This window comes from Serratia sp. JSRIV002, assembly GCF_019968725.1.
Taxonomy (GTDB): Bacteria; Pseudomonadota; Gammaproteobacteria; order Enterobacterales; family Enterobacteriaceae; genus Chania; species Chania fonticola_B.
Map to the genome: position 1 here is coordinate 4,313,011 of NZ_CP074143.1, position 23,193 is coordinate 4,336,203.

At 52.0% G+C, this 23,193-nt stretch carries 23 protein-coding genes; 8 read left to right on the forward strand and 15 right to left on the reverse strand.

Annotated features, from left to right (window positions below):
• Positions 1-119: 119 nt before the first annotated feature.
• Both KGP26_RS20305 and KGP26_RS20310 read right to left on the reverse strand, forming a co-directional pair.
• Positions 120-1,439, reverse strand: a complete 1,320-nt coding sequence (locus KGP26_RS20305; protein ID WP_094982735.1) for an HdeD family acid-resistance protein — start codon at positions 1,437-1,439, stop codon at positions 120-122.
• Positions 1,440-1,477: 38 nt separating this feature from the next.
• Positions 1,478-2,743: an MASE1 domain-containing protein gene (locus tag KGP26_RS20310; protein ID WP_223664517.1), complete on the reverse strand. Its 1,266-nt coding sequence runs from the start codon at positions 2,741-2,743 to the stop codon at positions 1,478-1,480.
• Positions 2,744-2,964: 221 nt separating this feature from the next.
• Here KGP26_RS20310 and KGP26_RS20315 point away from each other — a divergent pair, with 221 nt between their 5' ends.
• The 4 genes from KGP26_RS20315 (at position 2,965) to KGP26_RS20330 (ending at position 6,014) form a co-directional block, all read left to right on the forward strand.
• Positions 2,965-3,444 carry a tetratricopeptide repeat protein gene (locus KGP26_RS20315; RefSeq protein WP_209529249.1) on the forward strand — a complete coding sequence of 160 codons (480 nt, stop codon included), beginning with the start codon at positions 2,965-2,967 and terminating at the stop codon, positions 3,442-3,444.
• Between the two features lie 10 nt (positions 3,445-3,454).
• Positions 3,455-3,886: a GNAT family N-acetyltransferase gene (locus KGP26_RS20320; RefSeq protein WP_094982798.1), complete on the forward strand. Its 432-nt coding sequence runs from the start codon at positions 3,455-3,457 to the stop codon at positions 3,884-3,886.
• 803 nt (positions 3,887-4,689) lie between these two features.
• A complete protein-coding gene (locus KGP26_RS20325) occupies positions 4,690-5,169 on the forward strand; it encodes an Hcp family type VI secretion system effector (RefSeq protein ID WP_094982739.1) in 480 nt (159 codons plus the stop codon).
• Between the two features lie 2 nt (positions 5,170-5,171).
• On the forward strand, positions 5,172-6,014 hold the full coding sequence (locus KGP26_RS20330) for a DUF4225 domain-containing protein (protein ID WP_223664518.1): 843 nt from the start codon (positions 5,172-5,174) through the stop codon (positions 6,012-6,014).
• A gap of 6 nt (positions 6,015-6,020) precedes the next feature.
• Here the strand turns inward: KGP26_RS20330 and KGP26_RS20335 are convergent, their stop codons facing one another.
• On the reverse strand, positions 6,021-6,434 hold the full coding sequence (locus tag KGP26_RS20335; RefSeq protein WP_223664519.1) for a hypothetical protein: 414 nt from the start codon (positions 6,432-6,434) through the stop codon (positions 6,021-6,023).
• Positions 6,435-6,895: 461 nt separating this feature from the next.
• Here KGP26_RS20335 and KGP26_RS20340 point away from each other — a divergent pair, with 461 nt between their 5' ends.
• From KGP26_RS20340 to KGP26_RS20355, 4 genes are read left to right on the forward strand one after another with little or no spacing between them, the layout of a single operon-like run.
• Positions 6,896-7,282 (forward strand): ArsC family reductase, encoded by a 387-nt coding sequence (locus tag KGP26_RS20340; protein WP_059201473.1) that lies wholly within the window; start codon positions 6,896-6,898, stop codon positions 7,280-7,282.
• Positions 7,279-8,406, forward strand: a complete 1,128-nt coding sequence (gene dapE, locus KGP26_RS20345; protein WP_021807105.1) for a succinyl-diaminopimelate desuccinylase — start codon at positions 7,279-7,281, stop codon at positions 8,404-8,406. Before KGP26_RS20340 ends, dapE begins: the two co-directional genes overlap by 4 nt.
• The gene (locus KGP26_RS20350) at positions 8,403-9,077 is read left to right on the forward strand and encodes a M15 family metallopeptidase (RefSeq protein WP_223664520.1); all 675 of its coding nucleotides are present in this window, start codon (positions 8,403-8,405) and stop codon (positions 9,075-9,077) included. Before dapE ends, KGP26_RS20350 begins: the two co-directional genes overlap by 4 nt.
• 2 nt (positions 9,078-9,079) lie before the next feature.
• The gene (locus tag KGP26_RS20355) at positions 9,080-9,265 is read left to right on the forward strand and encodes a YpfN family protein (RefSeq protein WP_021178743.1); all 186 of its coding nucleotides are present in this window, start codon (positions 9,080-9,082) and stop codon (positions 9,263-9,265) included.
• 28 nt (positions 9,266-9,293) lie between these two features.
• Here KGP26_RS20355 and ypfH read toward each other — a convergent pair whose 3' ends face one another.
• From ypfH to KGP26_RS20415, 12 genes are all read right to left on the reverse strand, one after another.
• The gene (gene ypfH / locus KGP26_RS20360; RefSeq protein ID WP_209529259.1) at positions 9,294-9,983 is read right to left on the reverse strand and encodes an esterase; all 690 of its coding nucleotides are present in this window, start codon (positions 9,981-9,983) and stop codon (positions 9,294-9,296) included.
• A 107-nt stretch (positions 9,984-10,090) separates the two neighbouring features.
• Positions 10,091-12,100: a tRNA(Met) cytidine acetyltransferase TmcA gene (locus KGP26_RS20365; protein WP_223664521.1), complete on the reverse strand. Its 2,010-nt coding sequence runs from the start codon at positions 12,098-12,100 to the stop codon at positions 10,091-10,093.
• A 56-nt stretch (positions 12,101-12,156) separates the two neighbouring features.
• Positions 12,157-13,026, reverse strand: a complete 870-nt coding sequence (locus KGP26_RS20370) for a neutral zinc metallopeptidase (protein WP_021807109.1) — start codon at positions 13,024-13,026, stop codon at positions 12,157-12,159.
• Positions 13,027-13,225: 199 nt separating this feature from the next.
• Entirely contained in the window at positions 13,226-13,939 is a 714-nt protein-coding gene (purC, locus tag KGP26_RS20375) for a phosphoribosylaminoimidazolesuccinocarboxamide synthase (protein WP_021178747.1), read from the reverse strand.
• A gap of 166 nt (positions 13,940-14,105) precedes the next feature.
• A complete protein-coding gene (gene bamC, locus KGP26_RS20380; RefSeq protein ID WP_021178748.1) occupies positions 14,106-15,158 on the reverse strand; it encodes an outer membrane protein assembly factor BamC in 1,053 nt (350 codons plus the stop codon).
• Positions 15,159-15,174: 16 nt separating this feature from the next.
• On the reverse strand, positions 15,175-16,056 hold the full coding sequence (gene dapA, locus KGP26_RS20385) for a 4-hydroxy-tetrahydrodipicolinate synthase (RefSeq protein WP_021807111.1): 882 nt from the start codon (positions 16,054-16,056) through the stop codon (positions 15,175-15,177).
• Positions 16,057-16,349: 293 nt separating this feature from the next.
• Positions 16,350-16,502, reverse strand: coding sequence for a type I toxin-antitoxin system Hok family toxin (locus KGP26_RS20390; RefSeq protein WP_305801979.1), 153 nt, complete (start codon positions 16,500-16,502; stop codon positions 16,350-16,352).
• A gap of 1,166 nt (positions 16,503-17,668) precedes the next feature.
• Positions 17,669-19,393, reverse strand: a complete 1,725-nt coding sequence (locus KGP26_RS20395; protein ID WP_223664522.1) for a hypothetical protein — start codon at positions 19,391-19,393, stop codon at positions 17,669-17,671.
• A gap of 8 nt (positions 19,394-19,401) precedes the next feature.
• A complete protein-coding gene (locus tag KGP26_RS20400; protein ID WP_223664523.1) occupies positions 19,402-19,947 on the reverse strand; it encodes a hypothetical protein in 546 nt (181 codons plus the stop codon).
• Positions 19,919-20,644 carry a hypothetical protein gene (locus tag KGP26_RS20405; RefSeq protein ID WP_223664524.1) on the reverse strand — a complete coding sequence of 242 codons (726 nt, stop codon included), beginning with the start codon at positions 20,642-20,644 and terminating at the stop codon, positions 19,919-19,921. Before KGP26_RS20405 ends, KGP26_RS20400 begins: the two co-directional genes overlap by 29 nt.
• The gene (locus tag KGP26_RS20410) at positions 20,634-21,152 is read right to left on the reverse strand and encodes a tail fiber assembly protein (RefSeq protein WP_223664525.1); all 519 of its coding nucleotides are present in this window, start codon (positions 21,150-21,152) and stop codon (positions 20,634-20,636) included. Before KGP26_RS20410 ends, KGP26_RS20405 begins: the two co-directional genes overlap by 11 nt.
• Before the next feature lie 2 nt (positions 21,153-21,154).
• Positions 21,155-23,191, reverse strand: a complete 2,037-nt coding sequence (locus tag KGP26_RS20415; protein WP_223664526.1) for a phage tail protein — start codon at positions 23,189-23,191, stop codon at positions 21,155-21,157.
• Positions 23,192-23,193 lie beyond the last annotated feature (2 nt).

Below are 23,193 nucleotides of genomic sequence, written 5' to 3' on the forward strand. Positions count from 1 at the left end.
ACCTACCCGGATGTTACTTTTTTAACGAAACCCGCCGAATAATTTGGATGATCCGCGGTCTGCCTTAGCCAAAACAATTGTGTGGCTGATTATTGTTGTAAAATAATCATGACGCGTCGCTATCCCTCTTTTTCCGGCTGCCTGCGCTTGAGAATACGCTGATACCATGGCTGAGGCACGGGGTGAACAATATGTCGCAGCGCTCGGGCGTAATCCATCACCAGCCCCGGCGTCCAGGCCATTGAGAGTGCCCGTCTGCGTACCTGCGCGGCAATCCACAGTTCCGGCATGGTCAAAATACGTAAGGTACCCAGCCAGCTTTTACTCTGTTTGGCAAGCACGCCATCCAGTGAGGCTTCCAAGGCATAGGCAACACTACTGGAGCAGTTACGCGACGTCAGGTTGTAGACTTTTGTCTGCTGATAGCCGCTCCAAAAACGTAGCAGTGCCGAGCTGTTATAACGGTGAAACTGGATCTGCCGATTCGAATCGCACCAGTTGGTCGCCTCGGTAACATAGTCCGGCTGGAAGGTGCCGGGCACGTCATTTTCTCGCGTCGCCTTCAACACATTGAGGAACTCTGAAGGAGAACGATCGATATCTGCCGCTGGATACAGGCTGATGTAGATGCTCGGTACCAGTTCCAATGCAGCATGCCCGGTAGAGATAACCCCTTGAGCATCTACTGCCGCGATATAGCGATTAATGACTGGCCGGGGGATTGGGGCCGCACTCGCCGTTCCTTCCGGAGTCCAGATATGGACGGTTAAAGGCTGTTTAAAATCAATGCTGGGAGCAACCACCTCGGCTGGCCGAGCCGCCGATTTCTTTCCAAAGGCATATAACATCTCGGTGGGTGCCAACAATTCAAACACCGAGGTGCCTTCCCTTAACAGGTTGGCCCGCCTGGCTAATTTCAGGATATTGATGCCACTGAAAACCATCAATGTGCCCAGGAAAAACGATATGGTGGCCTTATAGTGCGCCGGATAAGGGCTAAATAAGAGCATGGCGAACAGTATTTGAGCAATGCCGCTGACCAGCGCATTCCTCCAACGTGGAAACCGGACGATCCAGGCAGAAGCGACCATAAACAAGCCGATAACGAAATAGGAGAAACCAAATAGAATTGCCAGGAGCAGATTACTGTAGGGTTTGTTCGCCAGAATCAACAGTGCGACAACACAAAAGATCCCCCCCTTGAAGTAGAGCACGGCTTTCTGCGCCCCAACCCCGCTGGAGGCAATACTCAACGTGACCAGGCTCTCCAGAAGCATCAGGGCACCAAAAACCTGTAAGGGAAAATAGAGCACACCATCAAGGCCATCGATAAAGATACCGATCCCCATAAGCCCCCAGATAATTCCGATTACCCCCAAAAATTTGGCTTTGGAGCGCACAAAATCAACGCCGAATAATAACAAGGCAATCTGGATCACTGCTGCAACTCTCCACAATACGCAAATAATAGGTTCATTTAACTGTCCTGGTGATAGTGGCTTGCTTGCCAGTTGCCGACAATAATGCTCTGTTCTTCCTCATCCAGCAGAACGCAGCTGTTATCCACCAACGTCAACCACTCTCCCTGTGGCATCTGGATACGGAATATCAACGGGGCACGGGGTTGAGGACTATCATTGAGGAGCCAATGGTCACGCAGTTTGCCTTGATCATGCGGGTGAACCCATTGCATCACGTCATCTACGGTGTCTAGCTTGCTGGGAACCTTCTGCTCATACAAACTGCCGAGCTCATCCTCCCAGTGCAAAACCCCGGTCCGCGGATTGAGGCTATAAATCACCCCCTTGCCGGTTATCCGGCCAGTGTCTGGGTTAAAACTGTTGGTAGAGTGCTTCAACACCCTGATAAACACGATCAACAACGCCGTCGCGGAAAGGTAGCTCAAGGCTAATAACAGAGACTCATTGAGATGTAACCCCTTGATAAAAAATGGTCCATGCTGATTATCGGTATAATAAATCACTCCCAACCCAAGAGTGAGAAGCGCTAGAGATCCCCCACGATTCCCCCAGGCCACAGACAGCATAATAGCCAGAATAATGGGGAGGCATGCCAAGGCAAAGTAGAGCGCAGCGGCGTTGTGTTGCAGCCAGAGAAGTGGGTAGCCGAAGATAAACCAGATCGAAGCACACAGCAGCAGCCAAAGTGCCCCTCCCAGAAGGCCCATTTTTAGATTGCAACTGGCGGCAACCAAACGCCGATTGACAACCCCCATGATAACGGCTGTGGCAAAGATAATACCGGTAACATCAGCGATAAAATTCTGCCAGAACAAGCTGAACAAAGGCTGCTGGTGGATTAGTGCATAACCTCCACCGATAATTAGCGCATCCAGACCGCTGAAGACCACGGTTGCGGTGATACAAATTAAGATTGTATGGAGATCGTCATTAAGCCGTGCAAAGCGGCGAACGGCCCAGGCGATCGCGACGTTGGCTGGCATGGATAGCAGGGTATAGATCAGCGATATCAGTGGATTATTCTGCCAGCTTTCCGTCAACAACAAGTCCGCCAACGTCAAGATGACGAACAGGGATAAATAACTGCGCCAGCGAGTCAAAAGAAAGGCGGCAACCGCAACACCGGAGGGAAACCACACAATAGCGATCGGCGAATCGGGATCGTCAAATTTTAATGAGATCAATCCGGCGAGGTAATAGATGATCCCCCATAGCAGCAGGGTGACAAGTTGTCGAACATATGATGGAACGTGGGGTGTCATTTTTTACTCACTGGTATGCCCGCAGGCATTTTTTGTGAAAAATATCACGGGTTACCGTCAAAAAAAACCTGTTTAATCATAGGACATTATCCATCAGAATGAGTGAACTCACCATTGCAAACTCATCAGAGATCTATCCGGGTATATATTTCTTTGCGGATGAATAGTGAAGGAGTAACGTTGCTACAGGAGTTAGCGAAACACCGTTGAAAGGGAAAATCATGTCTTCGAGTATCACCATCGAGCAGTTGAAACAACAAGGTCGCTATCCGGAAGCCACCGAGCTGGCCCAACAGATGCTGCAACAGGCACCGTTGAATGGTTCGCTACATTACCAGTTGGCGTGCCTTTACGATGTGCAGGGCTTTGAACAGCAGGCGATCCCCTGCTATCTCGCCGCCTTGCAGCACGGCCTGCCTGCACAGTTACGCCAGGAAGCCTGGCTGGGCCTGGGTAGCACCTATCGCGCATTGGGGGAATACCAGAAATCGCTAACCGCTTTCGACGACGGGCTAAACGAGTTCCCGCAGGCCAAGGAGATCACGCTGTTCCGCGCCATGACGCTCTACAATCTGGGGGAAACCAAACAGGCGGTATCGGACCTGCTGATCCTGTTGGCAGAGACCTCGGCACATACGGAGATCAGCAGCTACCAGCGTGCGATCCAGCAATATGCTGCGGATTTGGATCGTATTGGTTAAGGGGAGAATGGTGGAGCTCATCACCGATCTGCGTAACTGTAATATCGACTGGCAACAGTTGGGCGAATTGCTGGCCGCTGCCGGACTGGGCGAGCGTGATCCACAGGTCTTACAGAAGGTATACCAAAATAGCCAATTCTGCTATTGGGGCTTTATTGAGGGTGAGTTGATGGCCACCGCCCATGCCATCAGTGACATGACCTCGGTAGCTTATCTGGCCGATGTCGCCATCCATCCGCGCTTCCAGGGGCAAGGTTATGGTCAGCAGTTGATGGATCGCGTCATGCATGATCTGGCCCCATTAGGTAAAGTGTTTATTTACTCGGTGCCGGACAAATTGGCATTTTATAAGCGATATGGCTTCCACGATCTGACTACCGGCATGGTGTACGCCGATGGGAGCGCGCTGGAAAGGTTACAAAATAGCGGGTATGTGCGTTGAACCCCAAACTGCTAAATCGCGATTCCTAATAAGCCTAGTGTATGGATAGCATGTGAGAGAAAAACCATCAACCTACTTTCTTACAGCTTATATCCGTTTCAATGCCTAGCTCACATTGACGTTTAGCATTTTCTCCTTAATAAAAAACCACATCGATTTAATATAGAACCTCATTGGTGTTATATAATATGATGGAATGATTAACATAAGGAACATGAGAATGATAATCCCTAAGGCTGGGGCACCATTTTTAAGCGTGGTACCAATCGTGAAGATTGTTAATATCACAGTTAAAGTAACGCTCGTTCTGAAGGTCCTTTTCCCCACATCCCTGACCGAATAGATAAAATCAAGGTTGAAAATTTTAGCATTGGCTTTTGCCTGCCTGATTTCATGCCGAGTGAAACCTGACTCCAGCAGCAATCTATTCGTCGTTTTAGTTTTTCCATTAATCGATTTCATTTCTAATACATCTTTGGTTAATTAATTTAAAAAAATTACATTATAAGCTTATATATGTAAAGTCTAATGCTAAATCTTTATGGTGTGGAGATACTCGCGAGGCCTCTAAGACAGATTTAGCGTCTGGGATCCTACGCTAAATAACTTTACCTAATACCGTACCACCGAAGCCTGAGGCAATACGGTTATAAACGATAACTCCCCCACCCAATCAATACACCCCATGAATATGTTTGTGCCGATTTAATTATATGGCGAATACATAGCATCCTTTAGATACTGGATTTTAGATCAGATTCTATATATTATAAATTTTTCTGTACTTAATGTAAGGGATTTTCATGGCTAATATAATTTACGGAACCATCCAGGGTGACAAGCAAGGGCTGATCTCTGCGGGGTGCTCAACTCCGGATTCAATAGGAAATAAGTACCAGAAGGGACATGAGGATCAGATCCTTGTCCTTGAATTGCTTAATCTTATGACTCGTGAAAGTAACGTTCAACTCCACCCTCTCCAAATCAGAAAACCCATAGATAAAGCCACTCCACTCCTAGCCTTGGCAATGAACCAGAATGAACGTTTAACCTGTGAGTTTGTGTTTTACAGAATGAATGCATCTGGTGGGCTGGAAATTTTCTTTAAGATAAAACTAACAGGAGCGACGTTAACTGAAATCAGAATGTTTAGCCCTAACTCATTAACGCATAATGAGGTTCAATCTGATGAAAGTATTTCCATCAAATATGAATCTATCACTTGGGAACATGTTATGGCTGGAACAAGTGCTTATAGCATCTGGGATGATAGGGTGTATTAATCATGGGAACTACTGCAATAGCTCACTTGAAGTACGATTTAGATAGGCATGCTACTGACCTAAGACGTATTGCTACATTAGCCTCTGCTTACTTTATGCCTGATTACCAGACAAGAAGAGAGTATCTCAGACAAGTTGAGGAGTTTATAAACAACATCAATCGTAAATTTAAAAATACATTTGATATAAACGAACGCATGAGACTAATATATGAAATGCGTTCTGAAAGTGAATTAGCAAGTCAAGAATATCAGATTTTAAGACAGGGTAATTATACAAAATATCTTATTACCGATATATATGAAGATCAGGGAGTGGTTAAGTATGCCAAAATAGGCTGGGGAGTTGTCACTGGTTCAGGTCAAGCTGTGGGTGGTGCATTGATGGCCAATCTTGGCCGTAAACTTCATTCAAGAAAATTGAAAGGTTATGGTGCTATATTATTTGCTTATGGTCTAAACAATGCATATGAGTCTATATCTCCTCTTATTTATGAACATGAGCATAAGGACTCTGGTTTACTCAGAGATGCTTATAGAAAAGGAGCTAAATTAGCTGGCTTGGACCAAAAATATGGTGACTTAGCTTATAGCACTGTTGATTTCGCTATAACTGCTTATGCTGGGTATCGTGGCTTAGTTTTAAAGAACAATGCTAATAGACTCGCGACAAGTGGATTGTTTGAAAAACCCGGTACTGGTATGCTATTCAATAATCTTAAACCTGATTATGGGGCTAAGTGGGATACTAAAGGTGTTCCAATGAGAATTTTCATGGTAGGTACATCCATCGTTAAAGCTAAGATTCTTTTTGTCGATGGTACATATGAACTAAATGATGAATGAAAAAATTCATTTATCAAAACATTCTACTTTTGGAGGTGAAACTCGATATAAAAACATACGGAATCGAAGTCTAACCAATTTTGCTGTTAGCAAGAGACTTAGCTTCATTCCTCTGCTATTAATCCAGATATAAAATAAAACAAAAATAATTAACAATACAAAATAGAAGATAGCCTGCTTTACATCATCACTAAAGAAGCAAGCTCCAAACATCATCACAAAAAAAACAGAGGAAAGAAATATCATATTTCCACCGCATAGCTCAGCAACTAGCAGAATATAGTTTTTTAATGATTCATCATCTGTCGCTTTTACTCCTTTTCCATAGGTTTCATTCTTTTTATCTCTATACTGATTCTTTAATTTTAGTAGCTCTTGGTAAGTGAATCCATTTTTCAAAATTAATTCATTGATTTTCATAGCATTACTGTTATCTTATTGCAGCTGACATTTCTCTTATTCTAACTTAATCGATTACTATAGAACAAGCAAAACCTAAAGATTCAATTATATTTTTAAAAACAAGCATTCATCATAATAGTCGTTTATGCACAATAACCACATAGTATCAGTATAAAAACCTGTACCATACTGTGACTTTTGCCAACTGCCATACAGCTCGAACAATTCAGCAATTAGTACTGAGTGGAGCTTTACCTTCCACGCTAACAAACGAGTAAAAACTTGCCTAAACCAGACGTATTCTGTATGTATTACCCTTTAAATAAAAACCTCTCTCTGTCAATGATGAGTACATCTCTGTCTGGATTTAAACCCCGTTTTCCCGCATTATCTGTGCTATCACCGTGCGGTATAAGTTAGTGATCAACGCTTGTGCCACTCAGTACAGATTTTGACGATTAAAAGGTAGCTTTTACGCCATGACAGACAAACCGCAGCACGCCTCGCTGACCATGTTCGGCATCAAAAATTGTGACACCATCAAAAAAGCCCGCCGCTGGCTGGAAGAACAGGATGTGGCTTATCAATTCCACGACTATCGCGCAGACGGGCTCGACGAGCAGTTGTTGCGTGATTTTGTCGCGCGTCTGGGTTGGGAACCCTTGTTGAATACCCGTGGCACGACATGGCGTAAACTGGATGAAGCCCAGCGCAATGCCTGCGACAATGCTGATGCCGCCATCGCCCTGATGCTGGAGCAACCGGCCATGATCAAACGCCCCTTGCTGGATGATGGTAAAGGACATGCCCTGCTAGGCTTCAGCAGCGAAAGCTATCAGCAATTTATTACCGAGGTTAACTCATGATCTGCCCTGTTATCGAACTGGCGCAACAGCTTATCAAGCGCCCTTCCCTCAGCCCACATGACGAAGGCTGTCAGGAGTTGATGATCGCCCGCCTGAAAGCGATCGGTTTTACCGTCGAACCAATGAACTTTGGCGATACGCAAAACTTCTGGGCCTGGCGCGGTCAGGGCAGCACGCTGGCGTTTGCTGGCCACACCGATGTGGTGCCAACCGGCGACGAGAAAAATTGGGATAACCCACCGTTTGAGCCCGTCATCCGCGACGGCATGCTTTATGGGCGCGGAGCCGCCGATATGAAAGGCTCCCTGGCCGCCATGGTGGTAGCCGCAGAACGCTTCGTTGCCGCCAACCCCAACCATCAGGGCCGCTTGGCGTTTCTGATCACCTCAGACGAAGAGGCCAGCGCCACTCATGGTACCGTGAAGGTAGTGGAAGCCTTGATGGCTCGCAACGAGCGCCTTGATTATTGCCTGGTCGGCGAACCTTCAAGCACCGAACGGGTCGGAGACGTGGTGAAAAATGGCCGCCGTGGCTCGATCACCGCCAATCTGCGTATTCATGGAGTCCAGGGTCACGTCGCCTATCCACATCTGGCCGATAATCCGGTTCACCGGGCTATGCCTGCGTTAAACGAACTGGTCGCCATTGAGTGGGATCAGGGCAACGAATTCTTCCCGCCAACCAGCATGCAAATTGCCAATGTGCAGGCCGGGACCGGCAGCAACAACGTGATCCCCGGTGAAATGTTCGTGCAGTTCAACTTCCGCTTCAGCACCGAGCTTACCGACACCCTGATCAAGCAGCGGGTGCAGGAACTGTTGGATCGCCATAACTTGAACTACAGCATCGACTGGTGGCTGTCTGGCCAGCCTTTCCTGACCGCTCGAGGCGCTTTGGTCGATGCCGTGGTGAATGCGGTAGAACACTATGCCGAGCTCACCCCGCAACTACTGACTACCGGCGGGACTTCTGATGGCCGCTTTATCGCTCAGATGGGAGCACAGGTGGTTGAGCTGGGGCCGGTCAACGCCACCATCCATAAAGTGAATGAATGCGTACATGCGGCCGATCTGCAGTTACTGAGCCGCATGTATCAGCGTATCATGGAGCAACTGGTCGCATGATCAGCGCAGAAATGCTCACCGGGCGCTCAACGGAGCACCTTACCGTACTGAGCGGCAATCACCGGCTGCAACCCGCTGCGGTGGTGGCCTTTCAGGCCATGCAACAGGCGGCTAAAACGGCAGGCTTTGATCTGCAACCGGCCAGCACCTTTCGCGATTTTGACCGGCAGCTGGCGATCTGGAATGGTAAGTTCTGCGGAGAGCGGCCAGTATTAGATCACAATAGCCAACCGATGGATATCCAGCCACTGTCTGCCGCCGAGCGTTGTGAAGCCATTTTGCGTTGGTCGGCCCTACCGGGTGCCAGCCGTCACCACTGGGGCAGCGATCTGGATGTTTACGATCCGTCGCTGCTGCCCGTTGGGCAAAAGTTGCAGTTAGAGCCGTGGGAATATGAAGCCGGTGGTTATTTCCATCCGCTAAATCTTTGGCTGACTGCACATATGGCCGAGTTTGGCTTCTATCGCCCGTTTACCGCCGATCAAGGTGGGGTGGCGGTGGAACCCTGGCATTTAAGTTATCGCCCGCTGGCGCAAGAGGCCGAGCATTTACTGACGCCCGAGCTGCTGCTGGCGGCCTGGCGAGATAAGGACGTTGCTGGTGCAGCTTGGCTCGCAAGCCATCTGCCCACGATATTCTCGCGTTTTGTTCGCCCTGAAGGAAAGGTGTAAACATGCATTGGTTAGCTGACTACTGGTGGATAATCCTGGTGATATTGGCAGGTATTATCATTAGCGGGATCAAGGAATTACGCCGCCTGGATCATCGAAAATTCCTGGCCAACAAGCCTGAATTGCCGCCCCACCGCGATAACAACGCCAAGTGGGACGACGAAGACGACTGGCCGAAAAAGCCATAACCTCAGGGCGCACATAGCGCCCTGCTGTTTATTTAAAGGCGATCAGATCGCCCCGTTTACCAAACATCGCCTCTTCCCAATAGCGCTGCGGCACGTAGTAATGCAAACGCTCCAGAGCAGCATTCATCATGCCCGAACTGATTGCATGCCCGACGCCTGGTTCAATATCCAACGTCACATCTGCGCCAACGGCCTGCAACTGAGCCTCAGCCGCTTGCGCATGTTCCGCAGCAATAACGCCGTCCGTCTCACCATGGATCAGGTGTACCACGCTGTCACCAAAATCGGCTTGCGGTAACTGGGCAAAACGGCCGCTGAAGGCCACTACCCGCCCGGCCAGTTTGGCTTCGGCTTTTAGCCCTTCCAGCGCCATGATCGAACCCTGCGAAAAACCAACCAGCGCGGTGCCCGCGTAGCCCACACCGCTGTGCTGCTGCCAGTAGCGCACGGTTTCAACAAAGGTTGGCATCACTTCGGCAATGCGCTGCGTGCGGTTGTGTTCGGTGATCCCCTGAACCGAGAACCATTGGCGACCCTCACCGTTGCCAAAAGCGAATGGACCACCAATGCTCACCACCAAAGCCTGTGGGAAATCTTTGGCGAAGTAACTGCCGATCTCCCCCATTGCCACCGGATTATCCCCTACGCCATGAAACAGCAGTATCAGTTGCTCTGCCGGAGCTGCGGGGCTTTGGACAACGAAATGCGAGTGTTTCATAGGGGACTCCTCAGGTTAGAGACATCCGGGACAGACCCGGCAACTGCCCTTACTATACGCCGCGGAGAAATCAGGAAAATCGGGTTTTATTGAACAACTCTTTCCATTTATTGCAACGACTGCGCCCACTCCTGCCAGTAGCGGCAATGTTGCGCATTAAGCTGTTGCAACGCCTGCCCTGCCTCTTGCCGCCAAAGCCGCAGCAAGGCTTTTTGGCCACTCAGGCCATATTGGGCAGCGCACTGGGCCACGGTTTGTTGTTGCTGCAAATGCGCACGCAATGCCGCACAGGGCAATGAGCTGCTCAACAGCAGACGTTGTAATGCCCCCAGGCTGGCCTCCAAGGGCCGATGGGCAAAGGCAAAACCGGCCAGCTCGCGCCAGTCTTCTTCATTTAATAGCGGATCGGTATCATCGTCGAGCTCCAGCAACAGGTCGCTACGTTGCCGCAACCAGCGCCAATCCCGTGCCAGGTGCTTATGCGCCGCATGGCACAGTGCCTCTCCTTGCTCGCTAATGGCCAGCACCGCCATGGCGGTGTAACAGCCACTGCTGGCCTCCGGTTTGTTGCCAATCCGCACCAGGGTGAAGCCACAAGATTGCCAAAACCGCCACAGCGGCTCGGTATAGCCGAAGCTGACGGAAAGAAAATCCAACCCCTGCGAGTCACGTTTTTGCTGTTCCAACAACCGGCTGGCGATCCCTTGCTGGCGTAACTCCGGCAACACGGCGATACGGGTAATGCGACGGGAACGCAGCGTAGGTGCCCACCATTGGCCGCTATGTGCCGCCAAAGATTGAACGACCAGATTGCCACGCGGCCTTCTGCGGCCCGCCCACACCTCGTGGGCCAGTTCAACCGATAAGCCGCCCTCATCTACCAGCCATAACGCCCCGACCACCTCATCCCCCAGCGACGCCGCACTGAAGTGCATCCCGGGCGCATCCATCAGGCGGCGTAAATCCAGCGGTGAGGTTCTATAGTGTGCGCTACAGAGCAACGCATAGAAACGCCGTAACCGTTGCGGATCGGCGCACAGTTCAGCCTGTTCAATAGCACCCAAAGTGGGTGACTGCCCGGCCACTGCCCATACCGGTTCCTCGTTGAACAGCAAGGCGTGATCGATAATCCGCTCCAGGGCATCGCCCAGCGCCCAACGCATCGGTTGCTGCAAGCTTAACGGCTGCCACTGCGGTAAGGAGGCGCAGAACTTCAGTAAAAATCCGCGCCCCGTTCCTTCATATCCCTGCACCGTAGTTGTCAGCAATACGCGTGGGAAATAGTCCATTAACTGTTGCAGTAAAGGTCCAGGGATCGCGGCGGCCTCATCCACCAGCAGCCAGCCAACCCCCTCTGCCCCCTGTTCAGCACAATGCTGTAGCAAAGCATCCGGTGCCCAAAACTGGGCCCGCCCTGCGGCCCACTCGCTGGCAACGTCGGTAGCGGCGCGGCTCGGGCCGGTGATCCAACAGGTTAACGGGCTGCTGGCCATCAACATCCCCGCCACCGTTGATTTCCCCCGGCCACGCGCAGCGGTTAATACCCAGATCCCAGACTCGGCCGCCAACAAGCGGGCCAAAATGGCCTGCTGTTCCTCACTCGGATTACCCTGGGGAACCTGCCAAGCTGGCCGTAATGGTAAGGGAGCCAGGCACAACGGTTCACCTTGCCGCCAGATAGACACTTCGCTATCGGCCAGCAACCGTTGTTGCAGATGGTGGATAAAATGGGGCGTGGCGATCGGCTGTGGGCAATCGCTCCAGCGCAGGCTGTCGCTATCTGGCTGCTGCGGCCAGCTTTGCCATGGTGGCACCAGCAACAGTAACCAGCTACCGGCTTGTAATGTCCCGCAAAGCTGGGCCAGCGCTTCGACATCCAGCCCCGCTAACGCATCAAACACCGCATGCAACCGCTCCTGCCCCAACAGGGTTCTGACCGCGTGACTCGCCAACGCATCGATTCCTGCGGGCACGTCATTACCGACCCAAGGCCAGTCCCCCGGCAGCTGTGCCGCCAGTTGCTGCGCCTGATCTCGGCACCATTGCGATTCTCCGCTGATCACCAACAGCCGCCGAATACCCTGCTGCTGCATGCGTTGTTGCATTTTTTGTAACATGAATATTGAGGCCTGAAAGCAGAGTGCCGGGCTCTAGGCACCGGCACTGAGTAATATCAACGGGAGGCGAAGGTATTGCAGGTATTAGGGTCGCCGCTATCGAACCCTTGCTTGAACCAGGTATAACGCTGCTGCGAAGTGCCATGCGTAAAGCTGTCTGGCACCACTCTCCCTTGGCTTTGCTGCTGCAAACGGTCGTCACCAATCGCCTGCGCGGCATTCAATGCGGATTGCAGATCGCCTGCTTCCAGCATCTGCTGTTTCTCGGCGTAATGGCCCCAAACGCCAGCAAAGCAGTCGGCCTGAAGCTCCATTTTCACCGACAGGCGGTTAACCTCTGCCTGGCTAGCCCCTTGCTGCATCTGGCGAACCTTGCGCTCAATCCCCAAGAGATTCTGCACGTGGTGGCCCACTTCATGCGCAACCACATAAGCTTGGGCAAAATCACCGCCAGCACCCAGCTTGGTTTTCATATCCTGGTAGAACGAGAGATCGATATAGACCGTATCGTCCGCAGGGCAGTAAAACGGCCCCATCACCGATTGACCGGTGCCGCAGCCGGTACGCGTCGCGCCCCGGTACATCACCAGTTTCGGATCCTGATAGTTTTTCCCCATCTGCTTGAAGATGCCCTGCCAGTTATCTTCGGTAGACGCCAGCACCACCGAGGTAAACTTGGCCAGTTGATCGTCTTGCGGGCTGATGCTGGCGCTTTGCTGCTGAGACTGTGGGGAGACATCTCCGCCATTCAGCAGAGGAGTCAGGTCTACCCCGTAGTAACCGGCAACCAGCACCACGACCAGAATGATCAGGCCACCTTTGCCGCCGATAGGTATCCGGGGGCCGCCACCGCCGCCGCCCAGACCTGAAGACTGCCCACGGCGATCCTCGACATTGTCACTTTCTCGACGCCCTTGCCAACGCATAAATAAACTCCAGAGATGATTTTTAATAATCGTAGGAAACTAGCCCTGGTTACTATTATAAGGCGTTCGTGGCGCAGCGAATGCAGTAATTTTCTGGAAAGTGGTGAATGAGGGGTGGGAGGCTCAGTTCGATGCTTTGCCCCTCACTCTAGCCCTTCCCCTGTAAGAGAGTGCTAAAGTGAGGGGCATGATTTAACGATTAGTCCAACTTCACGCCGATACGGCGAGCGACTTCTTCGTAGGCTTCAATCAGGCCACCCAGGCTCTGGCGGAAGCGATCCTTGTCCATCTTGGCCAGGGTATTCTTGTCCCACAGGCGGCTACCGTCCGGGGAGAACTCATCGCCCAGCACCACTTCACCGTTGAACAGGCCGAACTCCAGTTTGAAATCGACCAGGATCAGGCCCGCATCGTCAAACAGCTTGCTCAGCACGTCGTTAGCCATATAGCTAAGCTCGCGCATGCGCGCCAGATGCTCTTTGCTCACCCAGCCGAAGGTTTCGCAATAGGATTCGTTCACCATTGGGTCGTGCATCGCGTCGTTCTTCAGGAACAGATCAAACAGCGGCGGGTTCAGCGGCAAACCTTCTTCGATCCCCAAGCGCTTGACCAAAGAGCCTGCGGCACGGTTACGGATCACGCACTCAACCGGTACCATCTCCAGCTTTTTCACCAGCACTTCGTTGTCTGACAGCAGGCGTTCCATCTGCGTTGGGATACCGGCCTCTTCCAGCTTGCTCATAATGAAATGGTTGAACTTGTTGTTCACCATCCCTTTACGATCGAACTGCTCAATGCGCTGACCATCCAGTGCTGACGTATCGTTACGGAATTCCAACACCAGCAGATCCGGGTTTTCGGTGGTGTAGACGGTTTTTGCCTTGCCGCGATACAGTTCAGCTAGCTTTTGCATCTTAACTTACTCCAATGAGATGGTACCTTCCGGCTGCCTGGCAGCCTACTGGGCACAAAATTGACCTGATAAGTTCTTTGGTTTGCTGATAACTATTGTGCCAAATCTGCGACGCAAACGATACCGTATCAGCAAAACAAAAAGGGGCCGCAGCCCCTAGATGTAGTTATTTCACGCTGGTTTTACTGAAAGCCGTCTGGAGCACCGCTACCAGCGCATCGTTCTGCGACTGGGTCAACGGCTTACCTTTGGAATCGATAAATTGCAAACTGGTACGGTTATTCAAATCACCGACCTGCAGTTTGTAATCGCCTTCTTTCAGTTCAGGATCTTTGGCGCCCAACGCATCCCAATCACTGCTGCTCAGGGATTTGTAGGTTACGGCGACGCTACCCTGCGGACGGCTGCGGTCACCCACTTTCATCCCCAGTTTTTCCAGTGCCGGTGGCAAACGATCCCACACTACCGTGTACGGCGCACGCACGATCAGCGTTGGCAGGCCGGTGTCATCCGCACCGCTCTGCACGTCCAACACACCAACACGGTTGGCGGACTGGCTGCTCGACAGGTTGTCCTGCTTGTCCAGGCCCTCAACGATGGTGTTCATCATCATACCGTTGTAGCGCTGAACTTCAGAAGGGTCGGTAACCTTGTCGGTTTGCCCCTGCTGACGCAGTTCGAGGGTTTTCACCACCAACGCTTGTTGGTAGCCCTGTTTCTGTACCGTGATCTGGTAGCGGCCTTCGTACTGGTTGTCTTCATCCAGACGGTTCCACTTCACCCAGTCGGTAGTCAGCGTTTGGCTGGCATCCGTACGTGAGGCGATCGGAATGTTTTTGCTCTGCAACAGGCTGGCTACGCGGGACCACAGGTTATCGTTCTGCGGGCTGCTTTCCAGCAGCAGCGTGCCGCTGTCACCGGCATATTGACCTCGGGAACCGCTCAGCAGTGCCAGCGGCTGTACCGGTGGCCGGATATCCAGTTGCTTGCCAACAGCGCCTTTCTGCGCGTTTGCCGGAACTTCATAATTACCAGTTTGTACCGGCAGGATCAGGCCGGACGGCGCGCTCAGCGGTTTGAGCGGTGCGGCGTCAAGATAGGCCTCATCGCCGCTAACCTGGCGTTTGTAGCGCTGATCGGTAGAACATGCCGCCAGCGTCATCACCAGCGCTAATCCCACGACCGTTGCTAGCGTCGACTTTTGCAATGAATAAGCCATCAAATCTCCCTAAGAGTTACAGCAAACCGGCGCTTTTCAACGCACGCTCCACGACAGGACGGGCAGCGTCGGTCAACGGCGTCATAGGCAGACGCATCGTATCGGTTGCCATCAATCCCAATGCCTTACAGGCCCATTTCACCGGAATTGGGTTTGCTTCTACGAACAAATCCTGATGCAAAGGCATCAAGCGCTGATTCAAACGGCGGGCTTCGGCAAAATTGCCTTGCGCCGCCAGGCGGCAAAGTTCGACCATTTCACGCGCAGCCACGTTGGCCGTCACGGAAATCACCCCTTTGCCACCCAGTTGCATGAAGTCCAGACCGCTGGCGTCGTCGCCGCTCAGCAAAATGAAGTCTTCATCATCAACCAGCACTTGGATCTGACTAACACGACTTAAGTTCCCTGTTGCCTCTTTAACGGCAACAATATTCTTAATTTTGGCCAAACGAGCGATGGTTGGCGGCAGCATGTCACAACCGGTACGTGAAGGCACGTTATAGAGGATCTGCGGCAGATCGGTGCTTTCGGCAATGGCTTTGAAATGCTGGTACAGGCCTTCCTGGGTCGGTCTGTTGTAGTAAGGCGTGACCGACAGGCAGCCCACGACACCGGTATTGCTGAAACGCTGCGTCAGTGAGATAGCCTCGCTGGTGGCGTTGGCACCGGTACCGGCGATCACCGGAATACGGCCTGCGGCCAGTTCCAGCGTCTGCAAGACCACATCCACATGTTCGTCATGGGGCAGCGTGGCGGACTCGCCGGTAGTTCCTACGGAAACGATCGCCGCAGTCCCACTGGCTACATGATAATCAATCAGTTTTTTTAGGCTCGCACGATCGACAGCACCTTTGGTGTCCATCGGCGTAACCAGTGCAACAATACTTCCCGTAAACATTGGCCGTCCCCTTCACAAACAAGTCACCCATGGTACTTTAAATGCTAGGCTAATCATTTGATTTGTATAGCCTTAAATTAAAGTCTGCCCTCATATTGACCACAGCTCAGAAAGCACAATATAAGCATCTGTCGAATTGTATCAGCGTTTATCTTCAATCGCAGCAGTTCAAGGCATAAAAAAGCCAGCCCGTAGGCTGGCTGAAAGCGATATGTGACAAAACCAGAATGGGTGCTCTTGGATCTTAGCTCAAACAACCAACAGGCGGGGACAAGCCCCGCCGTTGGGTTGCATTACCTCACGGATTCGTAAGCCATCATGGCCGCAACCTCTGTTTGTCCGCTTCGAATACGGATTTCACAGAGCGTTTTCTTGGTCATCCACGTAAACACCAGTACGGTGATACAGATAACGACCAGGGCGATTACAACTAACTTTTGCGGCATGATAGCCTCCTTATCCTTGCTTTTAAGCATATGAGGCGCTACCTTTATGTTGTTGAGCATAGAGGGGCCTCGGGTTGATTAATATCAATTCGGGGCTTTTCTCTTTCTATCCTTTGCTCAATGCTCCAGACAGAAAGATCCAGAGCACCCGCCCGAAGTGTAACAGTAATCACCCTCCCTGCAAATTTCTGCCTTCTCAACCTGTTGTGTCCTGTATGCCACAAAAAAGCCCGCTTTCGCGGGCCTTAATGGCGTTCCCTGGTGTTTGGTTAATTCTCTTTGCTGCTGAAGGTGGTCCGAACGAGCTTTATAATTTTTGTGACGGCCCGGCGTATAAAACCCGGTGGCCTGCATTTATCACAATAATCAGACCCTGAATCACCACCATCAGACAGGTGGTAAAGCCATTTCCCGCACGTCTTGCAAAAAACCATATTCCGCCCTTGATACTGAGCCGCCAGGGTAATGGCGTTATTCTGTTCGCTTTTTATCCTACTGAGATATCCCCTCTACCTCCAATTGATTGCACAGATCAATCACCTGCAAATTGATCGCTAAAACCGATCGAAACGCAGTGCATGGGCAGGTCACGAAATCATCACGGAATTGGCAACTTGATAACGGATAGCGAGCATCATCATGACGGATAAAGCGCGATCCTTTCGCGATCGTCTGCGCAAGAAAGTGCAAAACTTATTCGCCCATTAAATAGCCCCGCAACCCGCGCCATGCCTAGCCTGTCGTCATTTCATACGGACACCACCCCCGCATAAATCCGGCTGCGCCGATCCTCACGGAAAGCAAAGAGATCCTTTTATAAACATGATGTTATCCAATAGGTTAGCCACATGCTCCGGCCTGGCTTTTGCAAAACATTGCAAAACCTTGCACACATTGCAAAACCACCCAGACGCCAGAACCCCAGCCACGGCGCTGGCTGGCGGTCGATTTGCACCAAAATTCTTTTGCAAAATTTTTATGATCCAAAACGTGCAGGCGGGTGCGGTGTAGCGCCGTTTCCGTCTCGTATGCGCTTTCGTCTGTGGGTTTCTGTTTCGTCTGCGTGGCGTGGTTGGACGAACGCAAAGAGGGCCGAACAGTGTCGGCCTACAGGTCATGCGGTCAATGGTGGGCGTTACAGGAGGCTTTCGTGAGGGTGACGAAAATCAGCCAATCAGCGGGCTGTATTTTTTATTCAGCGCCACGGTCTTTTGCGCGGTGGCGATGAACTTTCCAGACTGCTGGCTTGCCCCGGTATCAGGGTGCGTATGGCTGGCGGTCAGCGTTGCCAGCTCGTTGAGCACGTCAAGCGTATCCGTCAGTAGAGTAAGGACGTTAATGTCATCGGTACCCAATTTTACCACGGGTGCTATCAACTGTTGTGCCTTGGCAACGCTGCGGCGAATGCCGGTAATCTTCTCAGTGAGTGCGGCCCCAACGTCGAGCGTGAACGATCCGCCGATGGTATCTTCCTGGTTACCGCTGACCTTGCGTTTCACGTTCTGGCCAACATCGACAGAAACGTCTTTGCTGCAGGTCACTATCAGACTTCCCGATGTGCCCAGGCTGTAGTCGCCCTGGCTGATATGTACCACGGCACCGGCCAACAGCGTGGCAGTGCCCAGCACGGTGGTTTTATCCGTCGCCTGGACGGTGGTGTCGCGCACAACCAGCGTGCGGGTTTCGTCATCGGCCTTAATCACACGATTCATTGAGGATTCGCTGATTGCCTGGTCAGTCTGCCGTACCCAGTCACCGGCCACCGTGACACGCTGCGAGACACCATCCCGCTGCTGCTGAAGCTGTTCGCCGGGTTTAACTGCGGGCAGGTTTTGCCCCTGGGCCACAGTCTGACGCACAAAGGGTTTATCCGGGCGGCCCTCGGTAAATCCGACCTCAACCAGCGTGCCCGCTGGCGGGAACTGGAACAGGCCCGATTCACTCCCGGCCAAGGGCACCGGCAGCGGGACAGCCGGATACACCGGTGTATTGGGTACCGGGTTGCCGTCCGCGTCTATCAGTTGTAAATCCACAGCATAGCGGGGACGAAATGGGTCGGCGATATTGCCACTGGCCACGTCTTCGCTGGCTGCAATCACGCGGGCAAACTTCGGCAGATGTAACCCAGACGCCAATTCAGGAAACGCCCCTTCGACCTGGCGCTGTATCGGCGATTTTTGCAGCGGCTGGCCGGTGGTCTTGTTGCGCGGTAACCAGGTGATCGCCATGTTGTCGTTTTCCAATCTAACCTGATTTAAACGCTGGCCGTTCACTTCTGCACCGGGGCGCAAGCTTTGGATCATCGGCACGGTCATGGAGTTCCCGCCCGCCGTGGCCTGGCTAAATTCGCTGGGGATGTCTACGGGCTTCCCCGCCATGAGGCCATGTTCGGCGGCACCGACAAAAATGCCGCCATCCGGTAGCTGGTACCACTGATAATCCGTGATGGAGAAAGCGCGTCCCAGAGACGCGAAAAGCTGGTACCCGGTACCACTGTGCGTAAAGTGGGGGATCGGTTTGTCGGCATAGGCGGCCCCCTCGGGAGCCGTGACCGTCAGGCCGCTTTGCTCAGATAGCCAGGCAGTGATGTCGCGCAAGGTAGGGTGCTGGAAAGAGCACGGCCAGAGTTTATCAAAAACGCCGATCAGCTCACGAACAAACAGGCGTTGAAAGCCGTTCTCGGCAGGCTGTGAGCGCTCCACGTAGCCGGTAAACCAGCGCAACACCAGGCCATCGTAACCCACATCCAGGCGCACCATTTTGCCGGTGTAATCCGTTTCTGTCTGGGCGGTGATAAATCCCCGACCGCACGCATTGATCTCCAACATGATGTTGACGTCAACCAGGTGAACGGTATCGGCGGACAGGTACAGGCGCTTAATCGGTTTCATGGCGTGGCTTATCCCAGTGCATCGTTAACAGGCTTCAACACTTTTTCTTCGAACCAACTCATTTTGTCGGCATCCTCGGCGGCGGCTTGCCCTTTGCCACCGGCCCCGGCGCCACCGGTCTGTTTGGTGCTGGTCGTGGCGTTGCCTTTTCTGGCCTGGCGTTTTTCCGGCACACTGATTTTTTCCCGTAACGTAAAGTTGACCTGCCAGGCGAGGCGATCTTCCTGGGGGGTTGCGTCAATCGAACCGGTAAACGTCGCCTCCCTGAAGTTAATAGCCGCCGCCGTTTCGTTGGCGATACGGTATTTTTTCAGTGCGCCGCTCGGCTCGGTCGCCGATGCCAGTTGAAACAGACGCTGAAGCGTGGCTTCCTCGTCGAAAGTCACCAGGCCGGACACCCGCAATTCCTTGGCCTTGATGCCCTGTTCGGCATTGGCCGTGCTGGACGTTTGCCCGGACTGGTCTTTTTCCTGAAACTGCATAGACGGTGAAACCAGCATGTTTTTCATGCTGATACCTTCACCATCAAGAGCGAGTAATGCGGCCTGGCTCATCGATCATCTTCTCCAAATCGCCCAAGGTATCCCCGGTAAACATCATGGCCGCAGTGTGGACAGCCGTCGCCTGCGGTATATTTTTCAGCAGTTCCACGGCAGCGGTCGCAATATCGCCCGAATGCGTAAACACCCAGGCGTCAGCGCTGGCCCCTTTCAGGGCCGCCAGGCCATCACTGATTGCTGTCAGCATACCGGCGCGGGCCTGAATAAAACCGGTCACCTGGGCTTGCAACTCGGTGACGCTGGTACCCACGGCGGCGGCCATCTGGGCAGCGGCCACACGCTGTGCGTTCACTGCGGCCCGGTTGGTAGGCACCGATAACGGAATAGCGGCGGGCAGCGCAGTGGCGGCTTTGCCAGGCAACTGCATTTTGACCGTGCTCAGCTCTGCGGCAGCCTGGGCCATCCGGCTGACCTGGGTAAATGCAGGGGCAGGAAAAACGGCGGCGAGACTGTTCAACCCGGACATAAAGGCATCATGGGTATTTTCGGCAATCATGAAAACAATCGCCTCACCCTGGCCCCCACTCCCGGCCAGTTTTTTAGCCAGATAACCCAGGGCGTTGGCCGGGCTAAGATAGTTCCCCGAGTCTGTCATCTGGCCCAATCCGTAAACCCAGGGGTGAGCAGGTACGATAGCGCAGGACAGCGGGGCCATATCGTCAGCTATCCGCAAGGTTGCCTTACGCCACACTCGGTACCTCCGGCCAATCAATATCTGGCGCTGTATTGACATCAATACGATTGACTTGCACCCGGAAAAGCATCCACGCTTTCAGTTTCGCCAGTTCTTCTTCTGTAGCAATACCTAAATCCTTTGCGTCCTGGAGTGGCCCCATTGCTTTGGTGGCTATTTCTAGAAGCCTTTCTTTGTTTCTCTGTGCTTTCGCAACAATCTCCTCATGCGTTTCAATGCGAGGAATAACTTTTTCACCATCAAACAGCCATCCGCCAAAAATATCGCACCCATCAGGCAAGTTGTCTACATCGACCACTGTTAAACCAACGGGGTATAAACGGGAAGCGTCCTCACTAATACTGCGAATTACCCCCGTGTCGTTTTCAATCGCGATACTATATTTTTTGGTAAACAGCGGCAGCGATTTAAACCAATCCAATCCAGTAGCATCGATAAAATATTGTATTCCAACACCATTAAACAACACATCAGGAACATAACGCTGTAAATTAACAAGTTTCATTCTTAACCCTCTATAGTTACCCAACCACCGCTACGCCAAATCTGCAATGGACGATACAAAGCCAAGCCGATCTGATTGCCTTCATTGCCATTCCCACCAGTCAGTACGCACCCTGTCGGGGCCTCAACCAATGCACCATCCATTACCATTGTTCCTTGAGAACCGCGCATTACACGACTGATGGTGTTATTACTCAGCCAATTACTGAGATAACCGCCCCATTGCGAACCTGACAGATTACCGTCCTGGTATAACTTTGCTCCATTCGCGCCGCCTGCGCCTACTGTGGCACCGGCGCTGAATGACCCGTCCCCCCGGAATTCATACCAGCCATCCGCACCGCCACCGGCCAGGTGAATACCAAAATGATGATACTGACCTATGCGCTCATGATGATATATATCAACTAACAAATTCCCTGCACCTTGTATGCGCATGCCATTAGTTTGCCTTTCGTTATTAACGGGGTCTTGCAAACCGCGTTTAATGATGAAATCCATTCCATTAACATACAACGCCCTGTTAACACTGGCATCAAGGCCAATATTCAGGTTGCTATTAACATTTAGCCAATTAATTGTATCACCCGTCTTATAAATAAAACGACCATCAGACTCTGTTTTATTCCAGGCATTAACATCACCTGCGGCTAAATTCACATTTGATGATAATGGCTTCCCATTAATCGTGATCGACTTATAGGCATAGCGGCTATCCGACTCTGACTTTGCATAGGCGTTAACATCCGCGGCAGTAGGTTTATTCTCAGAATCATAGAACATCACCCAGCCTTGCCATACGCCATTGCGCAACGAGTTTCGCCAGTGTTTATCGTTAACCTGTCCCTTATCGCTCAATGCCCTGGCTATCAAAACCCCATACCGGTTACCACTGGCTGACGTTAATGACCAGTCCAGTTGATAGGAAACGGCTGTTGATGGCATATCCGGTGAAGGGGCATTAACCGCATAGTTACCACTTCCCATTCCCTTAATTACGGACAGCGTATTGTCTTTTGCTACTTCCGGGGTCACCCCGCCGATACCAAAACTGCCATTAAGGGCAATCTCACCACTTCCTATTCCTGTATTTCTGATTGCAGCGCTACCCAGCCCCAGATTTTCCCGGCTTTTTGTCTTGTCTTTCAGTGCGGCCAGGTTGTCGTCTTTGCGCAAAAAGTCGCTGTTCCCCTGCTGTTCACCCAGTGACCCTTTCGGACGCAGGTCAGTGATCACCCCGGCAGCGTCAATGCTCGCCAGGGCAAACACGTAATGCGCGATGCCGTTTTCGACGTAATCTGCCAGGCTGGCGGCGACGGTGATTTTGATTTCAGTCCGGTGGGCACTGGTAACCGTGCCGTGATAACTGACATCAGCCCAGACCTTGGTCGGTTTCGCAGCCAGGGTAATGTTCTGGTTTACCGCCAACATGGCCCGTAGCCCGCCGATGTAGCCGAGCCCCTGGTTCACAAAATACTGATTGGCGGTTTTCGCTACTAAAAAGCCGTTATCAAAAAACGCCCCTTGGCCGTAAATGTCCAGGCTAGCCAGTCGGACAGCTTCGTCCATCCCAGCCAGGCGGGCAGTAAAGTCAATCTGCCAGGTTTCAGCGGGCACGTTGATTTGTGTCCCGGTCTGTGCGCCGTTGTACTCCATCAACACCGATCGGGTCAGCACATTGCCCTGTTGACCACTGGCATTTTTTACCTTGCGCTGTGTCGGCGCATGGATGATTGCCGCCAGTGTGTTACTGGCCTTGTTGACCAGGCCGATCCAGTTGAAATCAAAATCGCCGACATCGGCCCCCATCGTCACCGAATACACGACGGCGTTCAGGTTGACGACACCGGCTTTGCCCACAGCCTGGCGGTGAACAATTTTCCCCGCATCGGGTATACCCTCGGTATTGGCGATGGGCTTGTTGATGTCCAGACCGGGGACATGGGCGAAAATGAATTCGTCCAGGATCACCGGTTTGTTGTCGATTGCCTGCTTTGCTTTCCATTCAACAAAGGCTTTGGTAATAACGGATTGTGACATTA

Bases quoted from the DNA above. Each gene is read 5' to 3' on its own strand.
- KGP26_RS20335 (WP_223664519.1), bottom strand. From the start codon at position 6,434: ATGAAAATCAATGAATTAATTTTGAAAAATGGATTCACTTACCAAGAG.
- dapA (WP_021807111.1), bottom strand. From the start codon at position 16,056: ATGTTTACGGGAAGTATTGTTGCACTGGTTACGCCGATGGACACCAAA.
- bamC (WP_021178748.1), bottom strand. From the start codon at position 15,158: ATGGCTTATTCATTGCAAAAGTCGACGCTAGCAACGGTCGTGGGATTA.
- purC (WP_021178747.1), bottom strand. From the start codon at position 13,939: ATGCAAAAGCTAGCTGAACTGTATCGCGGCAAGGCAAAAACCGTCTAC.
- KGP26_RS20395 (WP_223664522.1), bottom strand. From the start codon at position 19,393: ATGAAACCGATTAAGCGCCTGTACCTGTCCGCCGATACCGTTCACCTG.
- KGP26_RS20315 (WP_209529249.1), top strand. From the start codon at position 2,965: ATGTCTTCGAGTATCACCATCGAGCAGTTGAAACAACAAGGTCGCTAT.
- KGP26_RS20370 (WP_021807109.1), bottom strand. From the start codon at position 13,026: ATGCGTTGGCAAGGGCGTCGAGAAAGTGACAATGTCGAGGATCGCCGT.
- KGP26_RS20400 (WP_223664523.1), bottom strand. From the start codon at position 19,947: ATGAGCCAGGCCGCATTACTCGCTCTTGATGGTGAAGGTATCAGCATG.
- dapE (WP_021807105.1), top strand. From the start codon at position 7,279: ATGATCTGCCCTGTTATCGAACTGGCGCAACAGCTTATCAAGCGCCCT.
- KGP26_RS20410 (WP_223664525.1), bottom strand. From the start codon at position 21,152: ATGAAACTTGTTAATTTACAGCGTTATGTTCCTGATGTGTTGTTTAAT.
- KGP26_RS20325 (WP_094982739.1), top strand. From the start codon at position 4,690: ATGGCTAATATAATTTACGGAACCATCCAGGGTGACAAGCAAGGGCTG.
- KGP26_RS20355 (WP_021178743.1), top strand. From the start codon at position 9,080: ATGCATTGGTTAGCTGACTACTGGTGGATAATCCTGGTGATATTGGCA.
- KGP26_RS20330 (WP_223664518.1), top strand. From the start codon at position 5,172: ATGGGAACTACTGCAATAGCTCACTTGAAGTACGATTTAGATAGGCAT.
- KGP26_RS20340 (WP_059201473.1), top strand. From the start codon at position 6,896: ATGACAGACAAACCGCAGCACGCCTCGCTGACCATGTTCGGCATCAAA.
- KGP26_RS20415 (WP_223664526.1), bottom strand. From the start codon at position 23,191: ATGTCACAATCCGTTATTACCAAAGCCTTTGTTGAATGGAAAGCAAAG.
- KGP26_RS20390 (WP_305801979.1), bottom strand. From the start codon at position 16,502: ATGCCGCAAAAGTTAGTTGTAATCGCCCTGGTCGTTATCTGTATCACC.
- KGP26_RS20350 (WP_223664520.1), top strand. From the start codon at position 8,403: ATGATCAGCGCAGAAATGCTCACCGGGCGCTCAACGGAGCACCTTACC.
- KGP26_RS20310 (WP_223664517.1), bottom strand. From the start codon at position 2,743: ATGACACCCCACGTTCCATCATATGTTCGACAACTTGTCACCCTGCTG.
- KGP26_RS20365 (WP_223664521.1), bottom strand. From the start codon at position 12,100: ATGTTACAAAAAATGCAACAACGCATGCAGCAGCAGGGTATTCGGCGG.
- ypfH (WP_209529259.1), bottom strand. From the start codon at position 9,983: ATGAAACACTCGCATTTCGTTGTCCAAAGCCCCGCAGCTCCGGCAGAG.